Raw genomic sequence first — 12,860 nt, 5'->3', positions numbered from 1 at the left:
GAAGACTCCTTAGAATTTCTGTGTGAGCACGCAAACGGTATGTGCAGACCCATTCCATACGGTTAATGGTTCCGTATGCTCTGACGGCTCAAAAGGAGGAATCACCACCCATTCCCCCACAGGTAAATGCATTTCACACGCTTGATCAGTGGCATTAATCACCACCAGCCAGCGCTGAGATAACCGTATTTGTAGTTGTTTCTGGCAACCCTGCTCCCAAGCCTCATCACTCAGCGCTTGCCCCTGACTATCCAGCCATTGCACATTGCCATCGCCGTCTTCCCACCATGAATCTTGAATCAGAGCCGGAATCTGCTGGCGTAACCGAATAAGTTCGGCAGTAAATGCCGTTAATTCTCGATCTGCGCTCCCCCAGTCTAGCCAGGTGATAATGTTGTTTTGACAATACGCATTGTTGTTGCCTTGCTGACTATGGCCGTGCTCATCGCCAGCCAGCAACATCGGTGTTCCCTGTGAAAGTAACAAGGTGGTCAGCAATGCGCGCTGGCACGCTTTGCGCCGTTGCCAGATAGCGTCATCCGCCACCAAACCTTCACTACCAAAATTATTGCTTAGATTGTTATCACTGCCATCACGATTTTCTTCTCCGTTGATTTGGTTGTGTTTTTGGTTAAAACACAACAAATCTTGCAAGGTAAAGCCATCATGGGCGGTGATTTGATTAATGCTGGCGGAAGGCAAACGCTCCCGATGTTTGAATAAATTGCTGGATGCCGCGAAATGCTGGGCGAATTGCCCCAAAGGTAAATCGCCGCGTAACCAGAAGCGGCGCATGGCATCGCGATATTGGTCATTCCATTCGCTAAAACCGGCCGGGAAGTTACCCAATTGATAGCCCCCCAAGCCGATATCCCAAGGCTCTGCAATCATCTTGCAACTACAGAGCTGTTTATCAGCCGCCAGTGCGGCAAACAAAGGGGCATGTTGCTCGAAAGCCGGTAAGCGCCCCAAAACCGTCCCCAAATCAAAGCGAAAACCATCAATGTGGCAGCTATCAACCCAGTAACGCAGGCAGTCAAGCACCCACTGCATCACATAAGGTTGGCTAAGGTTTAATGTATTGCCACAACCGGTCATATTGTCGTATTCACCCTCAGGGGTGAGCCAGTAGTAGCTGGCATTGTCGATCCCACGCTGACACAGAGTGGGGCCAAACACATCCAGCTCTGCACTATGGTTGAATACCACATCCAAAATCACTTCAATACCGGCTTTGTGCAATGCTTTAACTGCATCACGTAGCTCTTGCAGCGGGGAAACGCCTTCACGGCCAGAAGCATAATCCGAGTCAACTGCATAGGGCGCGAGTACGTTATAACCCCAATAATTACTCAGCCCCATCTTCTGCAACCGTGGCTCATCAACATGGAATTGCACCGGCAACAACTCCAGTGTCGTTATACCCAGCTTTTGCAGATATTGAATTATGGCGGGATGAGCCAAACCCGCGTAAGTACCACGCAGATCTGCCGGAATATCCGGGTGCAATTGAGTTAAGCCGCGGACATGGGCTTCATAAATGACGGTATTGCCCCAAGGAATGGTTGGTCGGCGATCCCCCTGCCAATCATATTCTTCATGAACCACAATACACTTAGGCACGGCGGCCGAACTGTCGCGAGAGTCGGGCTGACTCACCCCCCCCTGTAAGCTGGGGTCATTACCCACCTTGCTATCCAGTGCACGAGCACAAGGGTCTATTAATAACTTGTGGGGATTAAAACGGTGGCCTTGTTGCGGGTGAAATGGCCCACTGACACGGTAACCATAACGCTGCCCCGGCTTTCCTCCGGGAAGATAACCATGCCAAATATCTCCACTGCGGGCCGGTAACGGTATCCGCAGCTCCTGGTTATTATCATCAAACAGGCACAATTCAACCTGTTCTGCATGGGCCGAAAACAGAGTAAAATTGATCCCAGCACCATCAAAATGAGCGCCCATTGGCGTCGGGGAGCCACTCGTCAGAGTCGTCATCCTACCCCTCCCGCGCCAGATAAATGGTCGACAGTGGTGGCAGAGTGAGTAGCAAAGAGTGATTGTGATTATGGCTGCTAACCTGGTGGCTATGAATACCGCCCTGATTACCCATATTGCTGCCGCGATAGAACGCTGAATCAGAGTTCAACACTTCACGATAATGCCCACTCTGCGGGACACCTACGCGGTAGTTGTAACGTGGTACTGGCGTAAAATTACTAATGACAATCAATTCGTTACCATCAGCATCACGGCGCAGGAACGCAAATACCGAGTTTTCATGATCATCCACCACCAGCCACTCAAAGCCATCCGGTTGGTAATCCAACTCATAGAGTGGCGCATTCTGTTGATAACAATGGTTAAGATCGCGAACCCAGCGCTGCACTCCCTTATGCCAACCGTTTTCGTCATCCAGCAAATGCCAGTCCAAACTGGTATCGAAATTCCACTCACGCCCTTGGGCGAATTCACATCCCATAAACAGCAATTTTTTGCCCGGATGCGCCCACATGAACCCATAATAAGCCCGCAAGTTAGCGAATTTCTGCCATGCATCACCTGGCATACGATCAAGGATTGAACGTTTGCCATGAACCACTTCATCGTGAGAGATCGGTAAAATAAAGTTCTCGGTATAGGCGTATAACATACCGAAAGTCATTAGATTGTGATGATATTTGCGGTGAACAGGGTCACATTGCATGTAATTGAGCGTGTCATGCATCCAGCCCATATTCCACTTGTAGTTAAAGCCCAATCCACCTGCGTCAGGAGGTAATGTCACCCCGGGGAAGTCTGTAGACTCCTCAGCCATAGTGACACCGCCGGAGCGCTCAACACCGATGGTGTGGTTGGTGTAACGCAAGAAGGCAATCGCCTCCAGATTTTCACGCCCACCGTAATAATTGGGCACCCATTGCCCTTCGGCACGGCTATAATCGCGGTAAATCATTGAAGCAACAGCATCAATACGTAATGCATCAATGCCAAAACGCTCCATCCAGTAGAATGCATTTCCCGCCAAATAGTTACGAACTTCATTGCGACCATAGTTATAAATCAGGGTATTCCAGTCCTGATGGTAGCCTTCGCGCGGATCGGCATATTCATATAATGCGGTTCCATCGAACGTCGATAAACCATGCTCATCACTGGGGAAATGACCCGGAACCCAGTCAAGAATGACGTTAATTCCTGCCTCATGGAATTTGGCGACAAAATCTTTGAAATCTTGTGGTGTACCAAATCGGCGAGTCGGGGCATATAACCCCAGTGGCTGATAACCCCAACTACCATCAAACGGATGCTCATTAATCGGCAGTAATTCCACATGGGTGAATCCCATGTATTTGACATATTCGACCAGTTGATCAGCTAATTCGCCATAACTGAGCCAAAAGTTATTGTCGGTATGGCGTCGCCACGAACCAAGATGGACTTCATAAATAGAAACGGGTGAACGCAAGTCATTGGCTTTTTGTCGGGCTGGAGTATTTTCGACCACATCCGGCAACGGACTGATCAATGAGGCTGTTTCTGGCCGCATCTGGGCTTTAAAGGCGTAGGGGTCAGCTTTTAACCGCACCTGACCATGGCAATCTATTATCTCAAACTTATACAACTGCCCCTCTTGCACACCGGGCAGGAATAGCTCCCAAATACCATTTTCTTGCCGTAACCGCATAGGATGACGGCGACCATCCCAAAAGTTAAATTCACCCACCACAGAAACACGTTGAGCATTCGGCGCCCAAACCGCAAAGCTGACCCCCGGCACACCATCCAGACTCATCAAATGTGCCCCTAAGCGTTCATAAGGACGTAAATGAGTCCCTTCAGCCAGTAACCAGGTATCGATATCCTGTAATAATGTGCCGAAACGGTAGGGATCTTCGATGATTTGTGTATTTTCTTGCCATGTGACGGCTAACTGATAACGGAAAGGTTTTTTACGGCGAGGAATTTTGGCGATGAAGAAACCACGCGGATCTTCACTCTTTAATTGAACAATATTACGCCCGCTTTCTGTGTCAACCAACCACACCTCTTTGGCATCCGGCAACAACGCACATACCTGTAACCCCCGCTCAGTTTGGTGCATACCCAAAACGGAAAAAGGATCGGCATAATGGCCGGAAATAATTTGATTAATCACCTTACGGTCGGGAAGTACTGGCATATCTTCTTCCTTTGATTAATAGCATGATTTTATAAAGAAATTTGAAAAATACAGTCAAAAATCTGCACGTTAATCATGCAATCCATTTAATGTATTAGGCATGATCAAGGTCAATAAACAGACTTAATGCCTTAACCTGCCTTTATGATTGCGCACTTAGTGATAGGATTTTTCTCACCCAAACTATAAGCATAGTCAATGAGAGCTAAAAAAATTGGCTTATGATTAATGAAATTTTTTCTCACGCAGATAAGTGAAAAAAAAGAAGATTAAGCTGTGCAAGAAACACATAGATGATGGAAATACCGTTATGAGTCGCACAAAGAAACGGTGATACTCACCAGACGAAATGAGCAAAATAACAAGCTGACACGATTTTTAGCCCCATAGGGCTTTTTTGTTAAAACAAGGGGTGGGCTAACTTCTCGGTCGAGAAATCTGGCTACAATAGCGGCTGCAATAAATAATCTTAGTAATAACAGTGGTCATCTAACATGGGCGTTAGCCAGGTCGAACTGATTTTTTCCCTTTTACAACAGATGTGTGTCTATCTGGTTATCGCCTATCTGTTGAGTAAAACACCGCTATTTATCCCCTTAATGCAGGTTACCATTAGGTTGCCCCATAAACTGGTGTGCTACCTCACGTTTTCCATGTTTTGCATCATGGGAACCTATTTCGGTTTGCATATTGATGACTCCATCGCCAATACCCGTGCTATCGGTGCAGTATTGGGTGGCGTGCTGGGGGGGCCATCAGTCGGTTTTCTGGTGGGGCTAACCGGCGGCTTACATCGCTACTCCATGGGAGGAATGACCGCCACCGCCTGTATGTTATCTACCATCACCGAAGGGTTATTAGGCGGGCTACTCCATAGCTATCTGATCCGCAAAAATCGCCTTGACCTGTTATTCCAGCCCTTGGTTGTCGCCGCTATTACCTTGGTGGCCGAAGTCCTGCAAATGTTGATTATTCTGGCAGTGGCGCGCCCCTTCCATGAAGCGGTCGAATTGGTTGAGAATATTGCCTTGCCCATGATGATAACTAACACCATAGGTGCCGCGATGTTTATGCGTATCTTATTGGACAGGCGAGCTATTTTCGAAAAATACACCACCGCATTTTCAGCCAAAGCGTTACAAATTGCCGCGCGAGCGGAAGGGTTATTACGCCACGGTTTTGATCAGCAAAACAGTATGCGAGTAGCGCGTATTTTGTATGAAGAACTGGGTGTGGGCGCGGTGGCAATCACTGACCGTGAGAAACTGCTGGCGTTTATTGGTACCGGCTCAGACCACCATAAAGTGGGAGGAGCCATTACTTCCGACCATACCCACCGGGCGATTGAGCTGAATCAGGTGGTCTACGCCGACGGCAACGCCGTACCCTATACCTGTTCAATTTCACCGACCTGTAAGCTAGGTTCTACCTTGGTTATCCCGTTGCGTGGTGAAGAGCATCGGGTGATTGGCAGCATCAAACTGTATGAGCCAAAAAGTAAGCTATTTTCCAGTATTAACCGCACATTAGGTGAAGGCATTGCTCACCTGCTATCGGCCCAAATTCTGGCCGGTGAGTTTGAGCAGCAAAAGCAGATGTTGGCACAATCCGAAATCAAACTGCTTCACGCGCAGGTCAACCCGCATTTCCTGTTTAATGCGCTCAATACTCTGTCGGTGGTGATCCGGCGCAATCCAGACCATGCCCGTAAACTGGTACTGTCTCTGTCGACATTCTTCCGCAAAAACCTCAAACGCAGTCATGATGTGGTCACATTGAGTGATGAAATTGAACATGTGAATGCTTATCTGGAAATAGAAAAAGCACGGTTTGCAGATCGCCTGAGTGTTGAAATTTCATTACCAGATGAGTTGATGGAGGCGCGTTTACCGGCATTTTCTCTACAACCGGTGGTAGAAAATGCCATCAAACACGGTATTTCGCAGATGTTCAGCAATGGTCGTATCACCTTGCACGGCAAGTTGGATGACCATGTTCTGGTGCTGGAAGTCGAGGATAATGCCGGATTGTATCAACCGCAGCCAAATGGTGATGGGCTGGGTATGAACCTTGTGGATCGGCGGATTAAAGTACGTTATGGCAGTGAATACGGTGTAACCGTAATAAATAAAGCTGAGGAGTTCACCCGTATCATCATTAAACTGCCGTTTATCACCGCAAGTGAGAGCTAACCCGCGGATAGCTTTTTGCGAGTAATGATATTCACCATATTCAGTACCGCGGCTGAGCGCTCATGACGTCGCCATGCCAAAGTAATCTTAGTTTTTAATAGGCTGTCATCAATCTCATGATAAGTGACATTATTTGCCTGAATAGTTATGAGTGAACGGGGCACCAGGGTAAAACCAAAACCGGCAGAAACCATGCCAATCGCCGAAACCATCTGTGGCGATTGCTGCCCTAACTCGGGCTGAAACCCTGCGCGATAGCAAGCGGTGATGATGGCATCATATAATCCGGGGCCGACCTCCCGTGGGAAAATAATCAGTTTTTCATGCTGTAGCGTTTGCAGATTGATTTTTGGCACGCGGTGCAGTGGGTGATTATGTGGTAACACCAACAACATATCTTCCTCCACCAGCACCTTACAGGTGAATTCATTACTGGCATCGCAAGGCTGGCGGATAAAAGCCACATCAATATGTTCGTTATGCAAATCATTCATTAACACCGGCATAGTCTCTTCGCTGGGCGACAAGATCACTTCCGGATATTTATCCCGATAAGCATGGAGCAGTTGTAAGACTATAGGCTGAAACGCTGTCGAGCTGGCAAAACCTACCCGCAGTTTGCCCGTTTCCCCCCGTGCAATACTTTTAGCCCGTTTTATCGCTTCATCCGTCAACGTCAATATATGACAGGCATCCTCATAGAACACTTTCCCCGCATTGGTCAATTCGACTCCTCGCGTCAACCGGCGTAGTAGCGGTGTGCCTATTTCCTGCTCCAATTTTTGAATCTGTTGGCTCAATGGAGGCTGTGAAATACCCAGTGCTTCGGCTGCTCGGGTGAAGTGCCGGGCTGAAGCCACCGCAACAAAATAGCGTAGATAACGTAATTCCATATATTTTTGATATCGAAAAAGTGAGGTTCCTATATTGGTACTTATGCTCTTTCGGCGTCAACCTTATACATAAATATAATTTATATTATGTAGAGGGAAAGAAGAATATGGCTGAACCAATGGTATCACATTGCTCATGTGCTCAAGAGGTAGTAGAAAGCGCTATTGCCTATCAGAGCCAGCATCCTGAGTGCATCATTTATCAAACATCGCTAATGAGCGCATTGATTGGCGGGGTTTACGAAGGCCAGGTCACGATGGCTGAGTTATTGAAACACGGCGACTTTGGATTAGGAACATTTAACAATCTTGATGGCGAACTCGTCGCATTAAACAGTAAAGTTTATCAATTACGCTCCGATGGCAGCGCCAGATCCGCCCAACCACAGCAGAAAACCCCCTTTGCCGTAATGACCTTTTTTCAACCGACTGAAAAACGCCAATTCGAACATAAAATGAGCCGAGAGCAGCTCCACAAAGTCATTAACGACGTTGCCGCAACAGACAATCTGTTTTGCACACTGCGTATTGATGGCAAATTCAGCCATGTTGAAACCCGCACCGTGCCGCGCCAACAACGCCCCTATAAACCCATGCTCGAAGCTATCGCCGAGCAACCCACTTTTGAGTTTGAGCATCAAAGTGGCGTGATCATTGGCTTTCGCAGCCCAAACTATACCCAAGGTATTAATGTTGCCGGTTATCACGAACATTTTATTACCGATGACCGCAGCGGCGGTGGTCATGTGCTGGATTACCAACTGGAAAACGGCATTCTGACCTTTGGTACTGTCGCCAAATTGGTTATCGACCTACCGCAGGAGCCCGATTTTCTTACTGCAAACCTTTCCCCACAGAATCTCAACAGCGCGATTTGCGCCGTAGAGAGTTAATCCGCCGCACAGAGCGAAGACATACATCCTAAATAGTTCGAGTTGCAGGAAGGCGGCAAACGAATGAATCCCGATGAGCTTACATAAGTAAGTGATTCGGGTAAGTGAGCGTAGCCAACGCACATGCAGCTTGAAGTATGACGGATATAAAAGGACAACATATCATGATAAACGAACCTAACATTCTGGCCTGGAAAAGCGGTGCCGATCTGGTGGTTAATCATTTAGAGCAACAAGGTGTGAAACAGGTATTTGGTATTCCAGGTGCTAAAATTGACCGGGTATTTGATTCACTGGAAGATTCCAGCATCAACACCATCGTGGTGCGCCACGAAGCGAATGCCGCTTTTATGGCCGCTGCAGTTGGCCGATTGACCGGTAAAGCCGGTGTCGCGCTGGTTACCTCCGGACCGGGCTGTGCCAATCTGGTTACCGGCCTTGCTACAGCCACCTCCGAAGGGGATCCGGTGGTAGCCTTGGGTGGTGCGGTTAAACGCTCCGATAGCCTGAAAATAACCCATCAAAGTATGGATACCGTGAGCATCTTCCGCCCGGTAACCAAATTTAGCGCAGAAGTGACGGCTTCTGCGGCACTTGGCGAAGTGCTGGGGAATGCTTTCAGAAGCGCTGAGTTTGGCAGGCAGGGCGCCGCCTTTGTCAGTTTGCCACAAGATATTCTCAATAAACCCATCACCGGACAGGCACTAATTCATCAGGTTTGTCCACAAAGCGGTAGCGCACCACTTAATGAAATTATTGCTGTCGCTAAATTAGTTAATCAGGCGAAAAATCCCATCTTGCTACTGGGATTAATGGCCAGCCAACCGGCCAATGCGCAAGCGATTCGGCGCTTACTTCATCACAGCAAAATACCGGTCACTAGCACCTATCAGGCCGCCGGTGTCGTTGACCAGACACATTTTGATCATTTTGCGGGTCGGGTAGGATTATTTAATAATCAGGCGGGCGATAAGCTACTGCAGCAAGCTGATTTAATTATCACTATTGGTTATAGCCCAGTGGAGTATGACCCCACACTATGGAACAACGGCCAGGCAACACTGATACATATCGATATTTTACCCGCCGAAATAGATGCAGCTTATCAGCCGGAAAAAGAGTTATTGGGTGATATCGCCGCCACATTGGAGATGCTCAATCAGCAGATACATGGCCCGATAGTCTTAACCTCTCAAACACAGGCAATACTGGAGGAGCGCTGTCGTCAACGGCGCGACCTGGCCAATCGTGCAGATAAAATGAGTGGTTTCGCCATCCATCCCCTGCGGCTGGTGCGGGCAATGCAGGATATAGTCAACAGTGATGTGACACTTTGTGTCGATATGGGGAGTTTTCATATTTGGATTGCCCGCTATCTCTACAGCTTCCGTGCCCGGCAAATTTTAATGTCAAATGGCCAGCAGACTATGGGCGTCGCCCTGCCGTGGGCCATTGCGGCTGCACTGGTAAATCCGCAGCAAAAAGTGGTTTCGGTCTCTGGAGATGGGGGTTTTATGCAATCCAGCATGGAGTTGGAAACTGCGGTGCGGCTTAAAAGTAACCTGCTGCATATCATCTGGGTGGATAACGGCTACAACATGGTGGAAATTCAGGAGCAGAAGAAATACCACCGCTCATCTGGGGTCAGTTTTGGCCCGATAGATTTTAAAATGTACGCGGAATCCTTTGGTGCAAAAGGCTTTGCTGTTGAATCTGCTGATGAACTAACGGTTAAATTACATCAGGCTATGGATACTCAAGGCCCGGCTGTCATCGCCATTCCGGTGGATTATTCAGATAATTACCGCTTGATGGAAGAACTTAACATCAGCCAGTTGTTGTAATTGTGGCCGTCTTTATTAATGCGTTACCCAACAAAAGTGCAGCAATAAAAAAGCCCTGACTATAAGATCAGGGCCTGTCATCACGATTAGATATTAAATTACAGCAAAATTCGCAGCATACGGCGCAGTGGTTCAGCAGCGCCCCACAGTAATTGGTCACCGACAGTGAAGGCGGAAAGATATTCCGGCCCCATATTCAGTTTACGCAGACGCCCCACCGGAGTATTCAACGTACCGGTCACCGCTGCAGGAGTCAGTTCGCGCATACTCAACTCGCGATCATTCGGGATAACACGAACCCAGTCATTGTGAGTTGCCAGTAATTGCTCGATTTCTGGCAGTGGCACATCTTTTTTCAGCTTCAGTGTAAAAGCCTGGCTGTGGCAACGCAGTGCGCCGACACGAACACACAGACCATCAACCGGGATAACACTGCCGGTATTCAAAATCTTGTTGGTTTCAGCCTGGCCTTTCCACTCTTCACGGCTCTGGCCGTTATCCAGTGCTTTGTCGATCCACGGAATTAAACTGCCTGCCAATGGCACGCCAAAGTTGTCGGTCGGCAATTTGCCACTGCGAGTGGCCGCCGTCACTTTACGTTCGATATCCAAAATAGCTGAGGCAGGATCTTGCAGCTCTTTTGCCACATCAGCGTGCAACATACCCATTTGAGTCAGCAATTCGCGCATGTGACGTGCGCCACCACCAGAGGCGGCCTGATAAGTCGCCACAGATGCCCACTCAACTAAATCATTAGCAAACAAACCACCCAATGACATCAGCATCAGGCTGACGGTACAGTTGCCACCGGCAAAGGTCTTGATGCCCTTATCCAGCCCTTGTTGAATGACACCGTGGTTCACCGGGTCCAGAATGATAATCGCATCATCGCGCATACGTAGAGATGAAGCAGCATCAATCCAATAACCTTGCCAGCCAGTTTCCCGCAGCTTTGGATAAATTTCGTTGGTATAATCTCCCCCCTGACAAGTAATGATAATATCCAATGCACTCAGCGCATCAATATCATAAGCGTCTTGCAACGTACCTTGCTGACCCGTGAAAGATGGAGCGGCTTGGCCGTGTTGAGAGGTAGAAAAAAAGACCGGGCGGATCCCGTCAAAGTCGCGTTCTTCAATCATGCGTTGCATGAGTACTGAGCCGACCATACCGCGCCAGCCGATAAAACCAACGTTTTTCATGTTTACTGCCCTGCCTTGGAAGGTGACACCGATTAATGGATGTCTGTCTCGCATCGCTGCTGATGCATACGGCAAACTGACGAGGACAGACCTGATACCACCTTACAAAATATGGACAAAGTGGCAAGTTAAATTATTCGATACCAGAATGATTCAAAGCAATTTTCCTAATATGTGACTTTGACTGGCGGGAAACGCCAGTCGTTTTGATTTTTTTGAGGTAATAATGACAGAGATGATTGCGGCAACGGTGTTGCTGTTTTTGATTATGGATCCGCTGGGTAATTTGCCGATTTTTATGTCGGTGCTTAAACATCTGGAACCTAAGCGGCGGCGAGTGGTATTGATCCGTGAATTGCTGATCGCACTCATATTGATGCTGATTTTCCTGTTCGCCGGCGAGAAGATTTTGGCGTTCTTGAATTTGCGTACGGAAACAGTATCAATATCCGGCGGGATTATTTTGTTTTTAATCGCTATTAAGATGATTTTCCCCTCTCCCGAGAGCAGTGTTACCGGGCTATCGGCCGGGGAGGAGCCCTTCCTGGTTCCGCTCGCCATTCCATTAGTAGCAGGCCCGTCTATTCTGGCGACCCTGATGCTGCTATCCCATCAATATCCTAATCAGCTTAGCCATTTGGTGCTGGCATTGATGATTGCCTGGGGCTTATCGGCGGCCATTTTGTTAATGTCGAATCTGTTTCTGCGCTTGTTGGGCAGTAAAGGTGTTAGCGCATTGGAGCGCCTGATGGGATTAATTTTGGTGATGTTATCAACGCAGATGTTTTTGGATGGCGTGCGCGCGTATCTGACAAAGTGAATTTACGCACCCGTTGACGGCAAAGTTATTGATAGCTCGGTGAGTGAAGGGTTTACCGCACCCTGGGGCGATTTCCCTTCATTCGACTTTGCTAACAGTTTCCGTCACGCGATGATTAGTTCTGTTTTTCCAGTGCCAACACACAGCGCTGCACAACTTCATCAATATCTGCATCAATATCCACACAGATAACATCCGGTTCTTCTGACCCCGGTTCTTCCAATGCTTCAAACTGACTTTTTAATAAATCAGTGGGCATAAAATGGCCGGAGCGGGCTTTTAGCCGTTCCATAATCACATCAAAACTGCCCTTCAGGTATAAAAATACCATTTCCGGATTACCTTCCCGCAGCCGATCGCGATAACGCCGTTTCAGTGCCGAACAGACAATAATACCGGTTTCATTCTTATGGTGCAGGCTATAAGCCGCATCGCTCAGGCGCTCCAACCACGGCATACGATCCTCATCATTAAGAGGATGCCCACTGCCCATTTTCTGAATATTGGCACGGGGATGCAGGTCATCACCGTCAATAAATTTGGCGTGAATCCGGCGGGCCACCGCTTCTCCCACGGTAGTTTTACCGCTACCCGATACACCCATCACGATAATGCTACGTCCTGCCATAATGTTGATCTCTATCTCAGAATAGGAATTTTACCGCTCGCTATGGTTTCGTATTTTATCATGTTACCGGTATCATGATACCGGTAACAAATGGAGATGTGACTTTTATCACACCTGATAGAACATCGTCATTGGACTCAATCGCACAATCACACTGGCTCCAACTGACTGTAACCATAATAAAAAGCGATACATATACTCTAAA

General features: G+C 48.0%; 9 protein-coding genes. 4 read left to right on the top strand and 5 right to left on the bottom strand.

Going from position 1 to position 12,860, the window contains the following annotated elements:
• Positions 1-9 precede the first annotated feature (9 nt).
• Positions 10-1,998, bottom strand: coding sequence for a glycogen debranching protein GlgX (gene glgX, locus FTB31_RS12885; protein WP_050076717.1), 1,989 nt, complete (start codon positions 1,996-1,998; stop codon positions 10-12).
• Position 1,999: 1 nt separating this feature from the next.
• Positions 2,000-4,183, bottom strand: coding sequence for a 1,4-alpha-glucan branching protein GlgB (glgB, locus tag FTB31_RS12880; RefSeq protein WP_077175004.1), 2,184 nt, complete (start codon positions 4,181-4,183; stop codon positions 2,000-2,002).
• A gap of 494 nt (positions 4,184-4,677) precedes the next feature.
• Between glgB and FTB31_RS12875 the strand changes: the two genes are divergently transcribed.
• A complete protein-coding gene (locus FTB31_RS12875) occupies positions 4,678-6,375 on the top strand; it encodes a sensor histidine kinase (RefSeq protein ID WP_050076715.1) in 1,698 nt (565 codons plus the stop codon).
• On the opposite strand, the gene FTB31_RS12870 is transcribed toward FTB31_RS12875, so the two are convergent.
• Positions 6,372-7,268: a LysR family transcriptional regulator gene (locus FTB31_RS12870; protein WP_050076713.1), complete on the bottom strand. Its 897-nt coding sequence runs from the start codon at positions 7,266-7,268 to the stop codon at positions 6,372-6,374. The two genes, FTB31_RS12875 and FTB31_RS12870, sit on opposite strands and share 4 nt — an antisense overlap.
• 107 nt (positions 7,269-7,375) lie before the next feature.
• Here FTB31_RS12870 and budA point away from each other — a divergent pair, with 107 nt between their 5' ends.
• Both budA and alsS read left to right on the top strand, forming a co-directional pair.
• A complete protein-coding gene (budA, locus tag FTB31_RS12865) occupies positions 7,376-8,161 on the top strand; it encodes an acetolactate decarboxylase (protein ID WP_050076711.1) in 786 nt (261 codons plus the stop codon).
• A 164-nt stretch (positions 8,162-8,325) separates the two neighbouring features.
• Positions 8,326-10,005: an acetolactate synthase AlsS gene (gene alsS / locus FTB31_RS12860; RefSeq protein ID WP_050076709.1), complete on the top strand. Its 1,680-nt coding sequence runs from the start codon at positions 8,326-8,328 to the stop codon at positions 10,003-10,005.
• A 98-nt stretch (positions 10,006-10,103) separates the two neighbouring features.
• Here the strand turns inward: alsS and asd are convergent, their stop codons facing one another.
• Positions 10,104-11,207: an aspartate-semialdehyde dehydrogenase gene (asd, locus tag FTB31_RS12855; RefSeq protein WP_005174790.1), complete on the bottom strand. Its 1,104-nt coding sequence runs from the start codon at positions 11,205-11,207 to the stop codon at positions 10,104-10,106.
• Between the two features lie 226 nt (positions 11,208-11,433).
• On the opposite strand from asd, the gene FTB31_RS12850 reads away from it, so the two are divergent.
• A complete protein-coding gene (locus tag FTB31_RS12850; RefSeq protein ID WP_005174792.1) occupies positions 11,434-12,027 on the top strand; it encodes a YhgN family NAAT transporter in 594 nt (197 codons plus the stop codon).
• Positions 12,028-12,142: 115 nt separating this feature from the next.
• Here FTB31_RS12850 and FTB31_RS12845 read toward each other — a convergent pair whose 3' ends face one another.
• Positions 12,143-12,655, bottom strand: a complete 513-nt coding sequence (locus FTB31_RS12845) for a gluconokinase (RefSeq protein WP_077294936.1) — start codon at positions 12,653-12,655, stop codon at positions 12,143-12,145.
• Between the last annotated feature and the right edge of the window lie 205 nt (positions 12,656-12,860).

This window comes from Yersinia proxima, from assembly GCF_902170785.1.
GTDB classification, from domain to species: domain Bacteria; phylum Pseudomonadota; class Gammaproteobacteria; order Enterobacterales; family Enterobacteriaceae; genus Yersinia; species Yersinia proxima.
The sequence above is the reverse complement of the archived record's forward strand: the minus strand, read 5'-3'. Positions and strand labels throughout refer to the sequence as shown.